The organism is Paracoccus sp. (in: a-proteobacteria) (assembly GCF_030538655.1).
Classification (GTDB): domain Bacteria; phylum Pseudomonadota; class Alphaproteobacteria; order Rhodobacterales; family Rhodobacteraceae; genus Paracoccus.
In genome coordinates this window covers 44,587-65,739 of record NZ_JAUNTO010000016.1, presented here as the reverse complement: position 1 = coordinate 65,739, position 21,153 = coordinate 44,587, and the positions used below count along the sequence as shown (strand labels likewise).

Sequence of the window (21,153 nt, the reverse complement as noted above, 5' to 3'; positions counted from 1 at the left end):
AGGCTTACCGGCATTCTGCTTTCCGGCCTGATGTAGCAGTCACAGGTTAAGATGAGGTTTCCAGGCCCAAACAACAGCCCTGTCGTGGCAAACACCCCAACAACCGCGTCTCAAAATCAAATTTTTCAGGGAAACCCGCCTTTTGGGCGAAGTGGTGCCGGTGAAGGGACTCGAACCCCCGACCCCATCATTACGAATGACGTGCTCTACCAGCTGAGCTACACCGGCACTGGTGGCGGCGCGGATAGCAGGTTCCATCACCGGGGGAAAGAGGGGGCGGCGCATTTTTCCGCCCCTTCTGATGTTTTGGTGAACGCGTTTAACCTCTGCGCCCGTCAGAGGTCGTAGCGCCAAGGTTCGGCGAAGCTTTTTCGCCACGGCTCAGCGCCTGATATTCGTGTTCAGGAATGTCGAACTCAGCCGTGCGGATCGGTTGAGGCTCACGCATTTCATCATTCGAAGGCGTCGGCTCGGGACGCGCCTGAGGTGTGGGCGCCGCGGCGGGGGCTGGCTCTGCCTCGGTCGTCAGAGGTTCGGCGGGTGCAGCCGGACGCGGCTGCGGCTGCGGCTGCGGCGAGGGCGTCGTCACCGTGGCCGAAGGTGCAACACGAACGTAATCGTCTTCTCGCGGAACCATGCCGGGTGCGACATTGGGCACCTCGCCCTTGACGTGTTTTGGTTGCGACTCGACGGTGGAGGCAGGGGGCGATTTCGGCTCGGGCGCGGTTTTCACCGTGGCAGAGGGTTCCGCCGCCTCGGGGACCACCATGGGCGTGGGTTCGGGGGTAATGTCCTGTGGTGTCGGCGCGGGCGGTTTGGCAGCCCCCGGACCGATCAGCAGCGGCAGCATTTCGGCACCGGCAGGGGCGGCGCCGTTGTGACGCTCGTCCGGCTCGCGCCAGGTCAGCGTGTCGAACCCGCCACAACTGTCGCAGACCGGCGACCAGTTCAGCATCACATTCTGACACTTGTCACAGCACCATTGCGGCCCACGACTGGCGGTCAGAGCACGGGCCAGCCAGCCCCGCACGACAGCCTCATCCGCACCTTCGCCACGCTCGACCGCAGCCATGATCGACAGGGTGCGCACCGTCGGGTGAACCTCGGCCAGATCGCCAAGCGCGCGGCGAGCAGCGGGGAAATCCTCGGTCGCCAGCAGCAATTCGGCGCTGAGCAGGCGCGATTCTTCATGATCGGGGTTCTTGCGGATAAGCGTCTGGAACCGCTTGAGCCGCGCATCGGACGTTTCATCCGGCGCGATTTCGGCATAGGCGGCGGCAACATCCGGGTGCGGCCGCACAGACCAGGTTTTTTCCAGCACCCGCGCAGCATTACGGAAATCTTTCTGCGCGATATAGCTGCGTGCGGCCAGAACCGCCGCCGGGATCAGATCCGGGCTGGCGCGGTTGGCGGAAATGGCCGCCTCGCGCGCGCTGATGGAACTGCCATGGGCCAGCACCTCGGACGCCTCTTGCAGCGCCAGAACGGCGTCACGGCGGATATGGACATCCTTGGGCAGATCGCCCCGCTTGCGCTTGTCCTTCAGCACCGCGCGGGCACCGTGCCAGTCGCCTTCCTGCGTCTGCAATTGCAGCAGCGTATCCTGAATTTCGGTGTGGCGCGGCTTGAGCGCATAGGCCTTTTGCGCCAGCAGCAGCGCGGTTTTGGTGTCCCCCTCGGCCAGCATTTGCCGCATCAGACCCCGCACACCGACAAAACGGGTGCGTTCATCATCCAGCAGCTTGCGATAAATTTCCCCGGCGCGGCTGGAATCGCCCGCAACCTCGGCCGCCTGCGCGGCCAGCAGGTTGGTGATATGCGGGCGGTCCAGATATTTTTCCGCCTTGGCGGCCTTGCTCATCGCCAGACGCCCCTCGCCCGAGGCGACGGCCAGCATCCCTTCACCAAGGGCTTCGTATCCCTTACGCTCGCGCGAGCGGGCGAAATAGCGGTTGATCGCGGTTTCATCGCCGGCAAGAAAACGCAGAAAAGCGATTATCAGGCCCAACGCGCGCAGCACGACCCAACCCGCGATCATCAACAGCACCACGGCGACCAGCATTTGCAGCGGGCCAAGCATATATTCGCTGCCCGCAAATTCCAGCCGCAGCGATTGACCGCTTTCCGACAGATGCACGGCACCAAGCGCGACAGCCAGCACCACAGCAAAGAAGAACAGAATTTTCAGCAGGGACAGAAGCATCATGTTCCTCGTTAATTGGAGTGACCGGAAAGCTCGGACAGCGCGTCATGCGCAGCCTGCCACGATTGTGCGCCAGCAAGCCATTCGGCCATCAGTGGCACGTTGCGCGCGGCTTCGGGCAGCATGCCGATTTCCGACAGCGCCGCCGCGATGTCGCCTGCGCTGACTGCCGCACCCGCACGCGACAGAATCGCATCCGGGTCACCGCCTTCGCGCGGCGTCACCGAGCGGGCGCCTGTCTGAACACGCAGAAAATTCCCGACCGCACTCAGGGCACCGCCGTCGCTGGCATCCTCGCGCAGCGCGGCGCGCAAGGCGGCGCGGGCGGCGGCAGGGTAATCGGATTGCAAACCGGCCAGCGTGGGTGCGCCTGCGGTGACTGCGGTGGGCGGCTCGACCCCGGCACTGCGCAACTGTTCAGCGGCGGCGTCGGTGGACACGCCCTGATCCAGCGCGGCTTGCAGCGCCGCGATGGCGGCCAGCGCCTCGGCGCGGCGGGTGGATTCAGTGGCAGCCTGTTGCAGACGCTCGGCCTCGGACTGCGCTTGAGAGATGCGGGATTCCGCATCCGCCGCTGCGGCAGCCAGCTGAGATTCCAGCGTCTCGCCCTGTGCGACCAGTGCCTGCATCCGTTCCGCCAGCGCCGGGTCAACAGCGGTACGCGCCGTCAGCTCCGCGATCTGCGCCGCCTGCTGCTGCACCTGCCGCGCCAGCGCGGCCATCGCCTGCGGCGAGGCCCCCGCGTCAGGCAGTGTCAGCGCGGCGATTGCCTCTTGCGCGGCGGCTTGGCCTGCCTGCCGGGCCTGTTCCCCGATCTGCGTAACGCTGTTTTCGATCCCGTCCAGCCGTGTTTCCAGCGCCGACAGATCCGGCGCATCGGGCGGAGTCAGCGTTTCCAGCGCGGTCGAGATTTCGCCGCGCACATCTTCCAGCGTGACGCCGCTGCCCTGTTCCACCACCTCGCCCGGCTGTTCCGGCAACCAGCCGGGCGGCAGATGCGGCAAGGCCCAGATCGTCGCGGCGGCACCCAATCCTGCCGCAACCGCACCACCAAAGGCCAGCGGCAAAAAGCCGCCGCGTCGTGGCACCGTCACCGGAACCGGCGCAGGTGCGGGGGGCGATGCGGGCGCGGTTTTTTGCAGTTCTGCCTTGGCAGGTTCGGTCTTTGCGGTTTTGGGAATGCTGCTCTCGGTCAGGTCAGATTCAGCCTTGACCGACTTGGCCTTATCTTTAACCGCATCCGCTGCGGCGGGGGCGGTCTGCGTCAGCCGCAAGGGCTTTTCCCCGGCGCCGGGCTTTTTCGCGGCAGCGGGGCGGGGCTTGCCCTGCGGTTGCCCCAACAGATTGCTGTCGGCGGGGCTGATGTCGCCCCCTTTTGCCATGGCCCCGGTCTGGTCGCCTGCCGCGACCGGACGCGATTCGATCACCTTCCCCGGTTCAGCGGCTTTTTTCTTTGCATCCTTGGCCCCGGCGTCATTCTCTGGATTGGTCACGTCTTGAATCCCCATCAGAATCGCCCGGCACAGGGGCGGCGTAGCACGTTGAGCAGCAGTCTAGAGGGCGCGCGCCCCCGTCTCAACCCGCGCTGGTCAGGATTGTTCCGGCGCGATCAGGCGTCGGATCGCGTCATGCACCCCTGTCGCGTCCGGTGATGCGGCTATTTCACAGCGCGCCGCCGGGGCATCCCACTCCATGCGGGCGGCATGGCTGATCGGAGCGATCCACAACGGTGCCTTCGCCCCTGCCGCGACAGCCGCCGCCAGCCGGGCCGAGCGGGGCGAAAACAGCGGCAGAATGACCGACCCCTGCCCCGCCAGCAGCTCCAGCGCCTGCGGCGATGGCGCTTGCGGCAGCTGATCGTAAACCACCACGCCCCGCGCCCCCAGATCGCGGGCAATATGGCGACCGCGCGGGTGGATCAGCTGGGCCGCGACGGGCGCTATCATCGGCGCCAGCCCCGCCGCATCGCCCGGTCCCTCGATCACGTCAAACCCGGCTGCCCGCGCCGCCGCCGCCGTATGCCCGCCCACGCACCACGCGCGCCGCCCCCGCCCTGCCCCCGCAAAGGGCACGGCCTGCGCCGAAGTGAACAACAGCGCATCCGCCTGTTGCAGCACCGACGGATTATGCGGGACCGGCTCGATCCGCAGCAGGGGCGCGATCAGCACCGGCAGATGTGTCAGCCCCGGATCGGCGGCTAACCGCGCGGCAAAACGGTCACTGTCGGCCTGAGGCCGGGATAAAAGGATAGTTGGCAGCGGCATTGGCAAGCCCCCTGCAAGAGTGTTACGGACCAAGGGGTAAATCGCCTTTCCCCTTGCCACAAGCCACGCATGACCGACCTGACCTTTCTTGGCATCGAAAGCAGTTGCGACGACAGCGCCGCCGCCGTGGTGCGGGGCGACCGCATGATCCTGTCGTCGGTGGTGGTCGGTCAGTCGGCGCTGCATGCCGATTTCGGCGGCGTCGTGCCCGAAATCGCCGCGCGCGCCCATGCCGAACGGCTGGATCTGTGCGTCAGCGCCGCGCTGAAACAGGCGGGGCTGAACCTGAGCGATCTTGATGGCATCGCCGTCACCGCAGGGCCGGGGCTGATCGGCGGCGTGATGGCGGGGGTGATGCTGGCCAAGGGGCTTGCCGCCGGGTCGGGCCTGCCACTGGTCGGCGTGAACCACCTTGCCGGACACGCGCTGACGCCACGGCTGACCGATGGGCTGGATTATCCCTATATCATGCTGCTGGTTTCGGGCGGGCATTGTCAGTTTTTGCGTGTGGATGGCGCGGATGTCTTTACTCGCCTTGGCGGCACCATCGACGACGCACCCGGCGAGGCGTTCGACAAGGTGGCCAAACTGCTGGGCCTGCCGCAACCCGGTGGCCCCGCGGTCGAGGCCGAGGCCGCGCAGGGCGATCCGGCCCGCTTTGCCTTGCCGCGCCCGCTGTTGGACAGGCCGGGCTGCGATCTGTCGTTTTCGGGGCTGAAAACCGCCGCGCTGCGCCTGCGTGACGATCTGGCCGCCACACAAGGCGGGTTGTATGAACAGGACCGCCGCGACCTTTGTGTCGCGTTTCAGGCTGCTGTTGCCGATGTGCTGGCCGAAAAATCCCGCCGCGCTTTGGCCGCCAATCCTGTTCCGGTGCTGGCCGTCGCCGGGGGGGTGGCTGCCAACCGCACGATCCGTGCCGCGCTGGAACAGGTTGCGGCAGAGGCGGGCGCGCGTTTTGTGGCGCCGCCACTGCCACTGTGCACCGACAATGCCGCGATGATCGCATGGGCCGGGATCGAAGCGTTCCGCAATGGCCGTCGCGACGACATGACCCTTGCCGCACGGCCCCGCTGGCCGCTGGATCAGACCGCCGCACCGATGCTGGGCGCGGGCAAGCGTGGCGCCAAGGCGTGACATTGCCGCGCCACCACCTATAAAGGCCGCATGATGGACCACCTGCCGCCCGAAGCGAAAATCCTGATCCTGAACGCCGCTTGTCTGGCGGTGGGCTATCTGGGCATCTACCCCTCGATCCGGCGCAAGACCGTGCTGCGGCTGGCACTGGCCGATCTGGGGGTAACGCTGGCCGCCGTCGCCACGGCAGGCGCGATGTTTGCGGGCACCGGCACGCAGTTCTGGCTGCTGGGGCTGACCACCGGCTGGGCCGCTTTTTCGATCATCACGCTGATGGCGATGGGCTATCCGCTGATGCGCTGGTTCCTGCGCCGCCACCCCCTTTCAGCGGATAACGAGGCATGAGCGTTTCGGTTCTTGGCGCAGGCGCATTCGGCACCGCGCTGGCGGTGGCCCTGGCCGCGCATGGGCCGGTGGTGCTGTGGGGCCGCCGCGTCGATTGGGGGCGAACCAACCCGCACCTGCCCGGCGTCACCATCCCCGACACGGTGCGCATCACCGACCGGCTGAGCGATGCCCTGTCAGACACCATCCTGCTGGCCCTGCCCGCGCAGGTATTGGGCGGTTTTCTGGCGGACCATGCCGGCTATCTGAACGGGCGCAATCTGGTAAGTTGCGCCAAAGGTATCGACCTGCGGCGACTGACGGGGCCATCGGCGCTGATCGCCGACGCCTGCCCCGCCGCGACCCCGGCGGTTCTGACGGGTCCCAGCTTTGCCGCCGACATCGCGCGCGGCCTGCCCACGGCGCTGACGCTGGCCTGCGCCGATCCGTCAGCGGGCGAGGCGTTGCAGCACGAACTGGCCACTCCGGTCTTGCGGCTGTATCGCACCACTGATGTTGCCGGTGCCGAACTGGGCGGCGCACTGAAAAATGTCGTCGCCATCGCGGCGGGTGCGGCCATCGGCGCGGGCTTGGGCGATTCTGCCCGCGCCGCGATCCTGACCCGCGGCTTTGCCGAGATGATGCGTCTGGCCCCGGCCTTGAACGCTCGCCCCGAAACGCTGGCCGGATTGTCGGGGCTGGGGGATCTGGCGCTGACCTGCACATCGGAACAGTCACGCAACTTCCGCTTTGGCCACGCGCTCGGGTCCGGGGCGGATTGGGATGCCGCCACCACGGTTGAAGGCGCAGCCACCGCCCGCGCCGTGACCGAACTGGCACCCCGGCTGGGGGTCGATATGCCGATAGCCGCCGCTGTCGCCCGCCTGTCCACCGGCGAAATATCCATCGCCACCTGTATCGACCTGCTGCTAAGCCGCCCCCTGAAAGAGGAATGAACCATGCCCCTGTTCGCCGTCATCTGCCGCGACAATCCCGACATGCTGCAAACCCGGCTGGATACGCGCGATGCGCATCTGGCCTTTCTGCGCGGATCAGAGGTATTGCGCATGGCCGGCCCACTGATCGAAGACGGTGAAATGCGTGGTTCGCTGCTGGTGATCGAAACAGACGATCTGGCCGCTGCCACGGCCTGGGCAGCTGATGATCCGTATAAGGCTGCGGGCCTGTTCGCCAGCGCCGAGGTGATCGAATGGAAAAAGGTAATCGGCTGATGAACTATTGGCTGTTCAAATCCGAACCCGACGTGTTCAGCTGGGACGATCTGGTTACGCGCGGGGCAAAAGGCGAACAATGGGACGGCGTGCGTAATTACCAGGCGCGCAACAACATGCGCGCCATGGCTGTGGGTGATCGCGGACTGTTCTATCATTCAAACATCGGCAAAGAGATGGTCGGCATCGTCGAAGTCTGTGCCGAGGCCCACCCAGACACCACCGCAGACGATCCGAAATGGGAATGCGTGGATGTGCGGGCGGTGAAACCACTGTCGCATCCGGTGACTCTGGATCAGGCCAAATCGGAACCGCGCCTGTCCGAAATGGTGCTGGTCAACAACAGCCGCCTTTCTGTGCAGCCTGTGACAGCGGCGGAATGGGCGATTATCATGGAACTGTCCGGCACTGAAGGCTGACCCGCCCCCAAGCCTGACATGCCCCGGCCGGCAAACCGCCCCAGATGGCAACCCGCGAGTTGCCAAGGGTTGCCGTAAGCAGAGCCAAGGGCTGCCATAGGCAGAGCCGAAGGCCCGCCCGGATCGGCACAAAGGCCCACCCACGCCCAAATCGAAAGCCACACCAGCAGGCGGTGCAAGCAAGACCAGCAGGCGGCGTAATCCTGCACAGTCATCGTCAAGCGCCCATCCACTTGCAGCAATCGCTGGCCATTGGCGTCTGGCACCCTATTCGCCCGGTCCGCTTGGTGCGCCATCATCCAACCGACCGTCATCAGCCTGCTATTTCAGCTATAAAACGAAGGGTTCCGACCGCCCCAGTTTCAGCCGGAACCCTTCGCCCCCAGCGTGCCCCATACCACCACACGCATCCCGGAGATCAGATTTCGTTGACTGGCCTTCTGCCGTCGCAAAACCGATCTAGCGCAAATCGCGATTCGGAACAAAGCAATTACCCGCAGCATTTTAATCAAAGCCACAGGTCATAGCTCTTGGGTTCGAACCGTCCGCGCGTTAATGTCACGCCACGACCCAGACAGGAATTATCATGACTCAAAGACTTCACCTCGTATTCGGCGGCGAACTGGTCGATACGCAAAGCACCGAATTCTGCGACACCAAAGACATCCATGTCGTGGGGATTTACCCCAACTACGCACTGGCCTTCGATGCCTGGAAGGCCGAGGCACAGCGAACCGTGGACAGTGCCTCGACCCGCTATTTCATCGCCCACCTGCACCGCCTGACCGACGAGGCGCAGCAAAACAGCCCGACCGCAGAACTGGGTATCTGATGTCTCGGGCGGGTCTGGGTGCCCTCGGGTTATGGCTGCATCTGCGCAGCCGTCCGGGCACCCGGCTGGACCAATACGCCCTGCCCCCCGGCGATGGACCGCTGATCGTTCTCTGCCCCGGCACCGGCACAGGACCGGCCGTCCGCCGCGTGGTCCAGGCGATGCGCCTGCTGAACCCGGATCTGCGTCTGATTTCGCTGGGGCAAGACGATGTGCCTGATTTCAGCGACGATTCGGTGGCCGCGCCACAATTCATCGCACGGGCACAGCCATCCGCCGTGCTGCTGTTTGGTGACGCGTTACCTCCGGCCCTGATCGACGCGGCATCACGCGCCGGTATCCCTGTCGTGCTGATCGAAGCGCAGATCAGTGCCGAAACCTCGGGGTGGAGCCTGGCGGGTGGAATGCAACGGCGGCTGATGTCATCCCTGACGCTGGTCATGGTCGCAGACAAAACCGCGCGCGATATGGCGTCGCGCCTCGGGGTGCCGGATTCCCGCCTGCGCCTGACCGGACCTGTGGCCGAAATCCACGATCCTCTGTCCTGCGTCGAAGCTGAACGCATGGCCCTCGCCACCATGCTGCGCGGGCGGCTGATCTGGCTGGCCACATCGGTCCCCTTGGCCGAGGAGCAGGCCGTGATCGAGGCGCATCGTGCCGCCCTGCGTCAGTCACACCGGGCCTTGCTCATCTTTATGCCAAACCGTCCCGACCGCACCGCATCGCTGGCCGCCGCACTGGAATCAGCCGGTCTTGCAGTCGCCCGTCGCAACGACGAAGAAGATCCGACAAGCGAGGTTCAGGTGCTGGTGGCTGAAGATATGCAGGAAATTGGCCTATGGTATCGGCTGGCGCAGGTCAGTTTCATGGGCGGAACCCTGTCAGGCCGCGACAGCGAGGCACGCCACCCGTTCGAGCCTGCGGCACTTGGATCAGCCATCATCCGCGGCCCTGCTATCGGTGCCTTTGAAACCGAATGGCGGCAGTTGGACGGCGCCGGGGCCACCCGCATCGTGCGCGATGCCGCCGGGCTGGCCGATGCGGTGGCCGATCTCATTCAGCCCGAACTGGCCGCGCGACTGGCTGGCCACGCCTGGACGGTCAGCACCGGCGGCGCAGTCGTGGCACGACAAATCGCGCAACCCGTGCTGGAATTGATCCGTGAAAGGGTGCCCACATGACCCGCCCCCCCAGCTTTTGGTATCGCAAGCCGCCAACCTGGACGGCACGTCTTCTTTCCCCTTTAGGCGCAATTTACGCTGCCGGAACGTCGCGCAGGCTGTCACAAGGCGCGCGGCACCGACTGGACATTCCGGTGATCTGTGTTGGCAACCTGAACGCAGGCGGCACCGGAAAAACGCCCACGGTCATCCATCTGATACAGGCTTTACAGGCACGCGGCGTGGCCGCGCACGTCGTCTCACGCGGTTACGGTGGACGCGCAACGACTCCGCTGCATGTCGATGAACGCCTGCATGATGCAGCCCTGACCGGCGACGAACCCTTGCTGATCGCAGCCTTCGGGCCGGTCTGGGTCGGCAAGGATCGGCTGGCGACAGCACAGGCCGCAGTTGCGGCAGGTGCCCAAGCGATTGTTCTGGATGACGGTTTCCAGGATGGGACGCTGGCACATGACCTGTCATTGATCGTGGTCGATGCCACCAAAGGGTTCGGCAACGGCATGTGCCTGCCCGCCGGCCCCCTGCGCGAGCCGGTTCAAACCGGGCTGGCCCGCGCCGATCTGCTGCTGGCGATTGGCGGCGACTTCATCCCGCCGCCAATGTCCCCGCCATTGCTGCACGGACGGCTGACGCCGCTTCAAACTGGCATCAACTGGCAAGGGCACCGGGTGCTGGCCTTTGCCGGAATTGGCCACCCTGAAAAATTTTTTGCCACGCTGCGTCACCTTGGTGCCGACATCACACGGGCCGAGGCGCTGGACGATCACCAGCCCTTCACCCCCGCCCTACTGACCCGTCTGGAAACCGAATCGCGTCTGCTGGGCGCACAACTGGTGACAACAGAAAAAGACGCCGTGCGCCTGCCCCGCAGTTTCCGTCCCAAAGTGCTGGCACTGCCCGTGCGATTGGAACTGACGGATCCCGTCCCCCTGAACTCGGCGCTGGACAAGCTACTGTCCTGAACCGGCATCTTTTGTCTGTAAATATCCTCAGGGGGTGAATTGGCCGCAAGGCCAAGAGGGGGCGCGAGCGCCCCCTACCCCCATCACGCCCGCAGCGTGCCGCCCGTCGCTTTTGTTACCTTGTCGATAATCTTGGCGCTGACCGCCTCGATCTCGGCATCGGTCAGGGTCTTATCGCGCGGCTGCAATCGGGCGGTGATCGCGATCGACTTTTTGCCGCCGTCCAGCCCGATGAACTGGTCGAACACGCTGACCTTTTCAATCAGTGCCTTATCCGCCCCCGCCGCAGCATTCACCAAGGTCAATGCCTCGATCCGCGCATCCACGACAAAGGCAAAGTCCCGCTCGACCGCCTGCAACCCCGAGGCATCCAGCGCAGGCCGGGCCGGGGTGCGTGTTTTCGGGAAGGGCACGGCGGCGATATGCAGGGTAAAGGCCACGGCCGGACCTTTTACATCCATCGCCTTCAGCACACGCGGGTGCAATTCCCCGAACGTCGCCAAAACGTTCGGACCCAGAGCGATATTCCCGGCACGGCCCGGATGCCACCAGCCGTCCAGCTTGCGATTGATCTGCGCCTTGGCCGGTGCGCCGATGGTCGACAGCAGCGCCTCGACATCAGCCTTGGCATCATACAGATCGACCTTGCGGCGGCTGGCGAACGGATCGCGCGGCGCGGTGGCCCCGACCAGCAGGCCCGCGAGTTGCAGCGCCTGATCGCCCGGCTCGCCGCCAGAAAACACCGGGCCAACCTCGAACAACGCCAGATCGGCAAAGCCACGCGCCTGATTGCGCGCCGCCGCTGCCAAAAGACCGGGCAGAAGATCGGGGCGCAGATGCGTCATTTCCGACGAAATCGGGTTTTCCACCCGCACCGCATCGGTCCCACCGCCGAACAACGTAGCCTGATGCGCACTGATAAAGCTGTAGGTGACGCATTCGTTATAGCCAAGGCTCGCCGCCATGCGTCGCGCCGCCTTTTCGCGGACCTGCAACGGTGTCAGCACCGGGCGCGGCACGCCGGGGCGCGGGCGCGGCAGTGGCTTGCCTTGCAGCTTTGTCAGGCTGGCGATGCGGGCGATTTCCTCGACCAGATCGGCCTCGCCCAAGATGTCGGGCCGCCAGCTTGGCACCTGCGCCATATCGCCACTCATAACAAAACCAAGGGATTCCAGCGTTTTGTGCTGAACATCTGCTGGAATATCCAGCCCGACAAGGCTGGCGGTGCGCGCCGGATCCAGCCGATAGGCGCGCGCGGTATCTGGCACGGTGCCCGCCGTCACCACATCCGAAGGGGTGCCGCCGCACAGCTCGATTATCATTTGCGTCGCCAGATCAAGCCCTTGTAGCGTGAACGCCGGGTCAATCCCGCGTTCAAACCGATAGCGCGCGTCTGAATTGATCTTCAGCGCCCGCCCCGTCGCGGCAATGCTGATCGGGTCGAAATAGGCGGCCTCGATGAACACATCGGTCGTGTCCTCATGACTGCCCGAGCGTGCGCCGCCCATCACCCCGGCAATACTGTCCGGGCCGTGATCGTCGCAAATCACCACCGCCCCTTCGGGCAGGCTGTAAGTCTTGTCATCCAGCGCCGTGATCTGTTCGCCCGCCGTTGCGCCGCGCAGGTGCAGATCACCGGAAAGTTTCGCCACATCAAACACATGCAGCGGCCTGTTCAGGTCATAGGTGAACAGGTTGGTTATATCGACCAGCGCGCTGATCGGCCGCAACCCGATAGCGCGCAGGCGAGCTTGCAGCCAATCCGGCGACGGTCCGTTCTTGACCCCGCGCACCACGCGGCCGGCGAAAAACGGCGCCTTTTCCGCGACTTCCGGCGCGATGGTGACAGTGATGGGGCTGGGAAACTCGCCTTTGATGTCAGCGGTTTTCAGCGGCTTCAGCCTGCCAAGCCCCCGCGCCGCAAGATCACGCGCGATGCCACGCACGCCAAGCGCATCGGGGCGGTTCGGGGTGATCTTGATATGGATCATCGGGTCGATCTTTTCGGGCGCGTTTTCGGCAAGCCAATCGGTAAACCGCTGCCCGACCTGTCCCGAGGGCAGTTCGATGATGCCGTCATGCTCATCCGACAGCTCCAGCTCGCGTTCCGAGGCCATCATGCCGTGGCTTTCCACGCCGCGGATTTTGCCGACCGACAGGGTGGTGTCGATCCCCGGCACATAATCGCCGGGCTTGGCCAGAACGCCAATCAGCCCCGCCCGCGCATTCGGCGCGCCGCACACGATCTGCTTTTCGCCCTCATCCGTTTCGACGCGCAAGACGCGCAGCCGGTCGGCGTCAGCATGCTGTTCGGCATGGGTGACGCGGGCGATGGTGAAGTTCGACAGTTTGGCCGCCGGGTCCGAGACCTCCTCGACCTCAAGGCCAAGATCGGTCAGCGCCTCGGCGATTTCCGACGTGGTGGCGGTGGTATCGAGATGCTCTTTGAGCCAGGAGAGGGTGAATTTCATTGCTAACCTTGGATTGCGCGCTTGCTGATTACTTATTCAACGGGTCGCACTTTAACTTCGACGCATCTTGCGCCGATCATACCCGGAGCCCACTGCGCATCGCTACATTGCCAAGCGGATAAATAGGTGGGACCAGCATACCATCTCCCATTTCTTCTGAACTGAAGTTGATAGGCAGTCACAGAATCAGCTGGGACAGCATTTGACCTTCTAGCGCCGGACATCCGTTCCTGATTTTGCCTAGAAATCACCTTGGGCATAAAAACTCGGATCATTTCGTCTGAGCAGTTGGCCATAGCAAATGCTCGTACCTCACTTTCAGTAACTAGATACGAGAGCACATTTTGCGCCTTGTCCGAACGGCAGTCAGCATTGGCTACCACTGGCATTAAGCCCAGTAGGAGACTCGCAACTAAACGCTTTGAGAGCGGACGCCTGAACTCTATTAAGGCCCTATTGATGAGCATCTTACTTACGCTTTCTCATCGACTTTTCTTTACCGACCAAGCCTAGCAAACGGAATGCAAAAGCTTCAGTCTGGTCAGGAAACTCTTTCATCGCTTTCCCAAAAAGCTGCTCTAATTTGTCTAAACTTATACTGATGGTAACGGTCACGCCCCTAGCTTCCTGGGAACACCGAAGGCTTAGATTGTCCTGATCCAGCCATATGTTTTCAAGCCCGAACGGGTTGGAGGACTCCTCTTGATATATCCCGGACTTTAACCCAAGCCGATCAGTCGTGACGCTAATACCTTCATCTATACGATAACTCACCTACTCAGCCCCCCGCTCACCGACGGCACATCCCCCGCCGCAAATCCATAATGCCGCAGCCACCGCAGATCACTCTCAAAGAACGCGCGCAAATCCGGTATCCCATATTTCAACATCGCAATCCGGTCGATCCCCATGCCGAAGGCAAACCCCTGCCATTCAGCCGGATCAATCCCGCCCGCCTGCAAAACCTTGGGATGCACCATGCCGGAGCCCAAAATCTCCAGCCAAGAATCCCCCTGCCCGATTTTCAGCGTGCCGCCTTCCCAGGAACAGCGAATGTCCACCTCGGCCGAAGGCTCAGTAAACGGAAAATGCGACGCGCGGAAGCGCAACTCAACCTCACCCACCTCGAAAAAGGCGCGGCAGAATTCTTCCAGCGTCCATTTCAACTGCGCCATGGAAATGTCGCGGTCGATGGCCAGCCCCTCGACCTGATGGAACATAGGGGTGTGGGTCTGGTCCATGTCCATCCGGTAAACGCGGCCCGGCGCGATGATACGGATGGGCGCGCCCTGATCCTGCATCGCGCGGATCTGCACCGGGCTGGTATGGGTGCGCAGCACATGCGGCGGGCGATCATCCCCCGCCGCCCGCGCCATGAAAAACGTGTCATGTTCCTGCCGCGCGGGGTGTTCGGGGGCAATGTTCAGCGCGTCGAAGTTATACCAGTCGGATTCAACCTGCGGCCCTTCGGCCACGGCGAAACCCATATCGGCAAAGATCGCCGTCACTTCCTCCATCACCTGCGACACCGGGTGGATCGTCCCGGCAGGGCGCGGGCGGCCCGGCAGGGTCACGTCCAGCCATTCGTCGCGCAGACGGGCGTCCAGTGCCGCATCCTCAAGCGCTACCTTGCGGGCGCGCAGGGCCGTGTCCACCTCGTCGCGCAACTGGTTCAGGGCCACGCCGGCGATCTGCCGTTCCTCGGGCGTCATCTTGCCCAGCTCGCGCATCATCAGGCTGATTTCGCCCTTTTTGCCCAAGGCGGCGACGCGCACATCCTCGATCGCGGCAGGGTCGGTGGCGTCGGCAATACGGGTCAGCCAGGTCTGGCGCAGAGGGGCAAGGTCGGTCATGTCAGCATCCTTTCCGGTCGGAGGATGCGTTATCATGCAGCGGGCGCGGCGAAAAGACCGCCGCGCCCGCAATTTCGTTCCGCATCAAGGCGCAGCGGCCCCGGTCAGCCCCAGATGCCGCGATCCACGCCGGGGGCGATCCCCGGATGATCGCTGACGCGGAATTCCGGCTCGCGCCCGTCGGCCCGCTGGCGCAGATAATCGCGCGTGACGGCGGCGACGGTGCCCGACAGCAGCACCACGGCGATCAGGTTGATCGTCGCCATCACCCCCATCGAGGCATCGGCGAAATCGAACACTGTCTTTACCGCCTGCATCGCACCCCAGACCACCATGGCCATAACGCCCACACGCAGAGCGGTGACAATCGTCGGGTTGCCATGGCCCAGAAAGATCACGGCATTTTCAGCATAGGCATAGTTCCCGATGATCGAGGTAAAGGCGAAAAAGAAGATCGCCACAGCAACGAACGTATGCCCGAAACCGCCGAAATGTTCGCCCAAAGCGGCCTGCGTCAGCGCCACCCCGGTCAGCGATTCCGAAGGGATCACGCCCGACAGCAGGATCATCACAGCAGTCGCGGTGCAGACCAGTATCGTGTCGATGAACACCCCAAGCGCCTGCACGAAACCTTGGCTCGAGGGGTGATGCGGGTTCGGCGTGGCAACCGCGGCGATATTGGGGGCCGACCCCATACCCGCCTCGTTCGAGAACAGACCACGCTTGATGCCGTTCAGTGCCGCAGCCATGATGCCGCCGGCCGTGCCCCATGCGGCCTGTTCGATCCCAAAGGCGTTTTTCACGATATGGCCCAGAACGCCGGGCACTTCGCTGAAATTCGTGACCAGCACCCAGAGAGCAGCCAGCAGATAGGCACCCGCCATGAAGGGCACCACAAATTCAGCCACACGCGCGATTTTGGGAATACCGCCAAAGATGATGATGCCAGACAGAACCGCGACACCCAACCCGATCCACAGCTTGTTGACGCCGGTCACGCCAGTGACGGCCTCGGCGATAGAATTGGCCTGCACGGCGTTGAAAATCAGTCCGAAACAGATAATCAGCGCGACCGAAAACACCGCGCCCAGCCATGGCATCCCCAGGCCATTCGAGATGTAATAGGCCGGGCCACCGCGATACATGCCGCCGGGACCATGCACCTTGTAAAGCTGCGCCAGCATTGATTCGGCATAGGCCGTCGCCATGCCGACCAGCGCCACCATCCACATCCAGAAGATCGCCCCCGGTCCGCCCTGGGTCAGCGCCACCGCAACCCCGGTGATGTTGCCGGTGCCGACGCGGCTGGCCAGCGATACGGTCAGCGCCTGAAAGGGCGAAATACCGTCCTTGTCGGATGATCCCGACCCGATCACACAGCGAAACAGCTCGCCAAAGTGACGGAACTGCAAGAAACCCAGCCGGATCGTCAGAAACAGACCTACGCCCAGCAAGCCATAGATCAGGATATAGCCCCAGAAGATCGTATTCAGTTGATCTATCATCCAGACCATGATGTCCCCCGTTCTTTTCTACCCTAGAGGGACTGTCTGCCTGTTTGCGCAACCATGCAAGCGTTTCAGACCGTTTCCGGCGCTCTGCCGACGGACCCGACCTGTTTGTGTCGCAACTGCTGAAAATATGCCTCAAGCGTGCGGAAACTGATCTCGGCGATAAGGTAAGACAAAGCAGAATAGATCAGGAACTGCGCCATCCCCTGCCCCAGGCTGATCATATTCACCACATGCAGCGCGATCAGGTGATAGATATAGATGCCATAGCTGACCTGCCCAACGCGCGCCACAGGGGCCAGCGTCAGGGCCGGGCGCAGGATGTTATCCTCGCGCATGACGATCGAGATCAGAGCGGCGGTCATGGTGACGTGCAGCAGCAGGTTCGGCCAGCCGACCAGATTATCCGGCAGGAATTGCAGCAGCAGAATGATCGCCGGAAACAGCACCAGCGGCATCCAGCGACGCCCCAGAAGCGGCGCGATCAGGTTGAAGCCACGCGTGCTGTGCAGCAGAACGGCGGCCAGCGACCCCATCAGGATGGCCGAGTAACCAAAAGTGCCGATCCGCAGCCACAGCGGCCCAAGCTCGAACGCGTGGATGCCAAAGGGGGCCAGCGCACCCACCGCCCCGGCAATGTTCAGCGCGATCAGCGCCACCAGCAGCGCGGGCACCCACCGCCACGGTGTCAGGATCAACAGCAGGGGCCAGACGACATAGTATTGTTCCTCGACCGACAGCGACCATGTGATCGACAGCGTGGGGATGTGCTCGGTCAGATAGTTGGACAGGAACAGGTAATAAAACGGCAGGATTTCAAGATACTGCGTCTGCCCCTTGACCAGAATGTAATAGGCGGACACGGCGGTGACGGCCAGAAAATAGATGGGAACGATGCGCAGGAACCGGCGCCAATAGAACCCGCGCAGCGACACCGCCCCTTTGTTCGCGCGTTCCCGCAGCAGCAGCGTGGTAATCAGATAGCCGCTGATGACAAAGAAAAAGTCCACCCCGGTAAAGCCACGCTTGGCCAGCGCCATGTCCACGGTGCGCATCACATCGGAATGATGCCACAGCACCGCCGCGATACAGATAAAGCGCAACCCGTCAAGCGAGGCAAAATGGCGGGTTTCCAGAAAGGTCTGATGATCGGGAATCGGGCGCATGGCAGGAAACTGAAACTCAGGAACAAGACTGCCTGCGCATATCACGCCCGTGGCGTTATGCGCAACCATACGCCTTGGGCCGGGCGAAGGGTCAGGATCATGCGGGGCTGCGGCAAGGGGTGGTCAGGGGCAAGATGGAACCGGAACCGCGCCAGCAGCGTGGCAAGGATGATGACCGCCTCTTGCACGGCGAAATTCGCGCCGATGCAGATACGCGGCCCGGCCCCAAAGGGTAAAAAGGTGTTTCTGGCGGGTGGCGTCAGGAAACGGTCGGGGTCAAAGGCATCGGGGTCGCGCCACCACATCCGGTGCCGGTGCAGCGCATAGATCGGCAGCATGACGGTATCGCCGGGCCGCACCTCGCGCCCGCCAAGGGTATCGGCCTTGCGGGCCGTGCGCGACAGAAAGGCGGCCGGTGGATACAGGCGCAGCGTTTCATCGACGATACGCGTCAGCAAGCGCAGCGCGGGCAGATCTGCCGCCTCGGCAGCGTCGCGGCCCGCCAGAACAGCCTGCGCCTCGGCTGCGGCGCGGTCCTGAATCGCGGGATCAAAAGCGCACAGATACAGCGCCCAGGCCAGCGTCAGCGCCGTGGTTTCATGGCCCGCGACGATGAAGGTCAGCAGGTTGTCACGCAGTTCGTCGCGGCTCATCCGGCGGCCGGTTTCCGGGTCTTGTCCGGCCAGCAGCAGGTCCAGCAGATCAGGCACCGGGCGCGGCCCGCGGGTGGCGCGGTCCGCAATGGCGCGGTCGGCGAAGGACTTCATCCGTTTCAGCGACGCCCCCGAGATCAGCCGCCCCGGACGCGGCACCCAGGCGGGCAGGCCCAGCACATCCAGCACCGACACTTTGGCCGTTTGCGCGATATAGGCATCAATCGCGCCGTGAACGATGTCGCGGTCGAATACGTCATCGCCTGAAAAGGTCACATCCGAGATCACCTCGAAGGTCGCCGCGACCGTTTCCTGAAACATATCAATGGACTGGTCGTTCGCGCGCGCGATCCGCGCGGCACTGGCCCGCGCTGCCGCCGTCATCACCGGGCCCAGAGCCTGCACGTTGCGGGTGGCGAAAACCGGGGCAGCGGCGCGGCGCTGCCAGCGCCAATGCGCACCTTCGGCCACGAACAGAGACTGGCCGATTGCAGGTTCCAGCAGCATCCGCGTGACCGAGGACTTGGGATAGTCGTCCACCCGGTCCTTGAGCACCCGTTCCAGCGCGTCCGGGTCCATCACCATATGCCAGCGGATGCCCAGCTTGCCCGACACCATCGGCTGACGCAGCGCCAGTTCCGGGATAAGTTCCAACAGGTTACGCCGCGCCGTCATGGCCGAGGCGATGATCCCCAGGGGGCGCGTGGCCAGATGGACCTTGACCGGCTCTTGCCTTGTGCTGTCCATCCTGCCCCCCTGTTCTGTGCCAGCATAGACCGAAAGCGGACAGGCCGCCAACAACGGCTGTGTGAGCATCTGCGGATGCGCAACGGCAGCGGGCGTTGCGTGGCGGTTTCGGCGCAACAGCGGGGCAAATTGAGCCAGCATTTGCTGGGTTTTTGGCTGCACAGGGCGTGCACAACCTGTGCACAGGGCGTGCACAACCTGTGCACAGGCTGCGCGCGTTGCGCGGACATTTCACATCAGCACGGCCCGCCTCAAGATGCGTATTTGGGTAAACAGGAAATGATTAGGGGTGGGCGGATCGGGTGGGGTCGCATGATCGGCCCCGGCGGCAGGCTTTGTCGGCTGGATGACGTGGAATCCATACGGGTTTGCCGGGTGATAAAAGCAGGTGGTGATGCGTATAACTGCCCGAAAAACAGCTTATAAACAGAAAAGCCACCTGAGCGCGTGATGTATTCTCATGTGCGGGGCATAAGCCGAGAGAGTCAGCCGGCAAACGAACGGCACGCCCTTTTAGTTATAATATTCCAACTGATCTTTCCAAAATTAAGGGATGCGCGGGCGCAACTTGAACTCCGCAATAAAAATCGCCCTGTGTTCAAACAGAGATTTTCACGCGATCCCGGCTAACAACCCTTTTGGCCGCGGCAACAAAAGGCCGATTATGCACACAGGAAACCACGACCATCGCCGTTCCCGAAGCGGACATCCGCCATGCGCGCGGGCATTTCTGTGATGGCTGACGGAAGCAAGTCGAAGGCACCCGATTCTGTGAGGGGCTTTGCCTTTCTTGACGGTGCTATGGCCCACCACTCTGGGCCACGTTTCAGGGCGGATTGGGCTTGGTGACGCCATCTGCTGCGGCGAGTGACGGTTCATCGGCTTTGCGCTGGTCGTGCGTTGACTGGGAAAATTTAGTGGCGATCGAAATCGCCGGTCGTTTGTGGTTACGTTAAATCGTCCACATTCGGCGGTTCATATTGATCTATCGTTGCAATGCGCCACCGGACAGGACGACCCCTTGGGATAAATATTGCTGAATCTTTTTGACCATCCGGTAACGGTCAATCTTTTCTTTACGAAACCATGCTTAACTGAAACTTCAAGCGATTCGTCAGGTAGCTTATGTTTCGACAATATCTTCGACAGCAGGAACGGCACGTGAATTTCGCAGGCTTTCGCCTGTTCTTGCTGGTCTCGATTTTAATTTTTGCCGCAGCCCGTGCGGCACGGCTTTCCGCATTCCACCCGATCCGTTCAAGCATCCACAGGATGCGCGGCCTGCCCCCCCTGCGTGGACCAAGAACCATCAGCACACGACATGCCGCAAGGCATCTCGGATCAGGAACAATCAAGCGACAGCAAAAGAATATACGCACTCCGGAAGGTCGATCCGGCTTTTGCACGGTGCCGCAATGCGGGTGGCCGAGGGCCGCATCTATGAAGGGGCCTCTCTTTGACAGTCCCCCCAATACCCCCGCAGCACGCTGTGCGGGGCAATCTTGACATAAAAAAAGCCGCCCCGAATGGGACGGCCCTTCACTCCGATGCGGCGCAGCTTAGGCGGCGGCGCGGGCTTTTTCGACGATCGCGCCGAATGCCTCGGGTTCATGAACGGCCAGATCGGCCAGAACCTTGCGGTCAACCTCGATGCCGGATTTCGCCAGCAGGTTGATAAAGCGCGAATAGGTCAGATCGGCGTCGATGGCGCGAACGGCGGCGTTGATCCGCTGAATCCACAGCGCGCGGAAGTTGCGCTTGCGGTTTTTACGGTCGCGGGTCGCATATTGGTTGGCTTTGTCAACGGCCTGGGTCGCGGTGCGGAAGTTGCGCGAGCGGTTGCCGTAATAGCCCTTGGCCTGATCCAGAACCTTTTTGTGGCGGGCGTGGGTGACTTTGCCGGATTTAACGCGGGACATATCTCAGCTCTCCTCAGCGGTCGTAGGGCATGTATTTCTTGACGATCTTGGTATCAGCTTCGCTGAGGATCATCGTGCCGCGCGCATCGCGGATGAACTTGGTCGTGCGTTTGATCATGCCGTGGCGTTTGCCGGCCTGACCCGATTTGACCTTGCCCGTCGCCGTCATCGAGAACCGCTTTTTCGCGGCCGCTTTGGTCTTCATCTTAGGCATTTTCGTCTCCTTTCAGAGTGAACGCGCGGCTCGGCAATGCCAAAAGGGGCCGGCCACGCGGGTGG

Annotated in this window: 19 protein-coding genes and 1 tRNA gene; 8 read left to right on the top strand and 12 right to left on the bottom strand. The window is 63.0% G+C overall.

Annotated features, from left to right (window positions below):
• Positions 1 to 152: 152 nt before the first annotated feature.
• The 4 genes from Q4G22_RS11585 to Q4G22_RS11570 all read right to left on the bottom strand — a co-directional run bounded on the left by Q4G22_RS11585 (position 153) and on the right by Q4G22_RS11570 (position 4,467).
• Positions 153 to 228: transfer RNA gene (locus Q4G22_RS11585), tRNA-Thr, on the bottom strand.
• 91 nt (positions 229 to 319) lie between these two features.
• On the bottom strand, positions 320 to 2,203 hold the full coding sequence (locus Q4G22_RS11580) for a heme biosynthesis HemY N-terminal domain-containing protein (protein ID WP_303386060.1): 1,884 nt from the start codon (positions 2,201 to 2,203) through the stop codon (positions 320 to 322).
• Between the two features lie 11 nt (positions 2,204 to 2,214).
• On the bottom strand, positions 2,215 to 3,696 hold the full coding sequence (locus tag Q4G22_RS11575; protein WP_303386059.1) for a COG4223 family protein: 1,482 nt from the start codon (positions 3,694 to 3,696) through the stop codon (positions 2,215 to 2,217).
• A 96-nt stretch (positions 3,697 to 3,792) separates the two neighbouring features.
• Positions 3,793 to 4,467, bottom strand: a complete 675-nt coding sequence (locus Q4G22_RS11570) for a uroporphyrinogen-III synthase (protein WP_303386058.1) — start codon at positions 4,465 to 4,467, stop codon at positions 3,793 to 3,795.
• A gap of 69 nt (positions 4,468 to 4,536) precedes the next feature.
• On the opposite strand from Q4G22_RS11570, the gene tsaD reads away from it, so the two are divergent.
• From tsaD to lpxK, 8 genes are all read left to right on the top strand, one after another.
• Complete coding sequence (gene tsaD, locus Q4G22_RS11565) at positions 4,537 to 5,604, top strand: tRNA (adenosine(37)-N6)-threonylcarbamoyltransferase complex transferase subunit TsaD (RefSeq protein ID WP_303386057.1); 1,068 nt, start codon at positions 4,537 to 4,539, stop codon at positions 5,602 to 5,604.
• Between the two features lie 33 nt (positions 5,605 to 5,637).
• Positions 5,638 to 5,949, top strand: a complete 312-nt coding sequence (locus tag Q4G22_RS11560; protein ID WP_303386056.1) for a hypothetical protein — start codon at positions 5,638 to 5,640, stop codon at positions 5,947 to 5,949.
• Positions 5,946 to 6,884: an NAD(P)H-dependent glycerol-3-phosphate dehydrogenase gene (locus Q4G22_RS11555; RefSeq protein ID WP_303386055.1), complete on the top strand. Its 939-nt coding sequence runs from the start codon at positions 5,946 to 5,948 to the stop codon at positions 6,882 to 6,884. The genes Q4G22_RS11560 and Q4G22_RS11555 overlap by 4 nt, the downstream gene beginning before the upstream one ends.
• Positions 6,885 to 6,887: 3 nt before the next feature.
• Positions 6,888 to 7,160: a YciI family protein gene (locus Q4G22_RS11550; protein ID WP_303386054.1), complete on the top strand. Its 273-nt coding sequence runs from the start codon at positions 6,888 to 6,890 to the stop codon at positions 7,158 to 7,160.
• On the top strand, positions 7,160 to 7,579 hold the full coding sequence (locus Q4G22_RS11545) for an EVE domain-containing protein (RefSeq protein ID WP_303386066.1): 420 nt from the start codon (positions 7,160 to 7,162) through the stop codon (positions 7,577 to 7,579). The genes Q4G22_RS11550 and Q4G22_RS11545 overlap by 1 nt, the downstream gene beginning before the upstream one ends.
• A 586-nt stretch (positions 7,580 to 8,165) precedes the next feature.
• The gene (locus Q4G22_RS11540; protein WP_303386053.1) at positions 8,166 to 8,411 is read left to right on the top strand and encodes a DUF4170 domain-containing protein; all 246 of its coding nucleotides are present in this window, start codon (positions 8,166 to 8,168) and stop codon (positions 8,409 to 8,411) included.
• Positions 8,411 to 9,592: a 3-deoxy-D-manno-octulosonic acid transferase gene (locus Q4G22_RS11535; RefSeq protein ID WP_303386052.1), complete on the top strand. Its 1,182-nt coding sequence runs from the start codon at positions 8,411 to 8,413 to the stop codon at positions 9,590 to 9,592. The genes Q4G22_RS11540 and Q4G22_RS11535 overlap by 1 nt, the downstream gene beginning before the upstream one ends.
• Positions 9,589 to 10,554, top strand: a complete 966-nt coding sequence (gene lpxK, locus Q4G22_RS11530) for a tetraacyldisaccharide 4'-kinase (protein WP_303386051.1) — start codon at positions 9,589 to 9,591, stop codon at positions 10,552 to 10,554. The genes Q4G22_RS11535 and lpxK overlap by 4 nt, the downstream gene beginning before the upstream one ends.
• An 83-nt stretch (positions 10,555 to 10,637) precedes the next feature.
• On the opposite strand, the gene pheT is transcribed toward lpxK, so the two are convergent.
• From pheT to rpmI, 8 genes are all read right to left on the bottom strand, one after another.
• Positions 10,638 to 13,025, bottom strand: coding sequence for a phenylalanine--tRNA ligase subunit beta (gene pheT / locus Q4G22_RS11525; RefSeq protein ID WP_303386050.1), 2,388 nt, complete (start codon positions 13,023 to 13,025; stop codon positions 10,638 to 10,640).
• Between the two features lie 468 nt (positions 13,026 to 13,493).
• Complete coding sequence (locus tag Q4G22_RS11520) at positions 13,494 to 13,640, bottom strand: hypothetical protein (RefSeq protein ID WP_303386049.1); 147 nt, start codon at positions 13,638 to 13,640, stop codon at positions 13,494 to 13,496.
• Between the two features lie 155 nt (positions 13,641 to 13,795).
• Positions 13,796 to 14,878, bottom strand: a complete 1,083-nt coding sequence (gene pheS / locus Q4G22_RS11515; protein WP_303386048.1) for a phenylalanine--tRNA ligase subunit alpha — start codon at positions 14,876 to 14,878, stop codon at positions 13,796 to 13,798.
• A gap of 104 nt (positions 14,879 to 14,982) precedes the next feature.
• On the bottom strand, positions 14,983 to 16,392 hold the full coding sequence (locus Q4G22_RS11510; protein WP_303386047.1) for a sodium:alanine symporter family protein: 1,410 nt from the start codon (positions 16,390 to 16,392) through the stop codon (positions 14,983 to 14,985).
• 65 nt (positions 16,393 to 16,457) lie between these two features.
• On the bottom strand, positions 16,458 to 17,555 hold the full coding sequence (locus Q4G22_RS11505; RefSeq protein ID WP_303386046.1) for an acyltransferase: 1,098 nt from the start codon (positions 17,553 to 17,555) through the stop codon (positions 16,458 to 16,460).
• 41 nt (positions 17,556 to 17,596) lie between these two features.
• Positions 17,597 to 18,955: a cytochrome P450 gene (locus Q4G22_RS11500; RefSeq protein ID WP_303386045.1), complete on the bottom strand. Its 1,359-nt coding sequence runs from the start codon at positions 18,953 to 18,955 to the stop codon at positions 17,597 to 17,599.
• Positions 18,956 to 20,514: 1,559 nt separating this feature from the next.
• Entirely contained in the window at positions 20,515 to 20,874 is a 360-nt protein-coding gene (rplT, locus tag Q4G22_RS11495; RefSeq protein WP_303386044.1) for a 50S ribosomal protein L20, read from the bottom strand.
• 13 nt (positions 20,875 to 20,887) lie between these two features.
• Positions 20,888 to 21,088, bottom strand: a complete 201-nt coding sequence (gene rpmI / locus Q4G22_RS11490) for a 50S ribosomal protein L35 (protein WP_303361397.1) — start codon at positions 21,086 to 21,088, stop codon at positions 20,888 to 20,890.
• Positions 21,089 to 21,153: the final 65 nt, after the last annotated feature.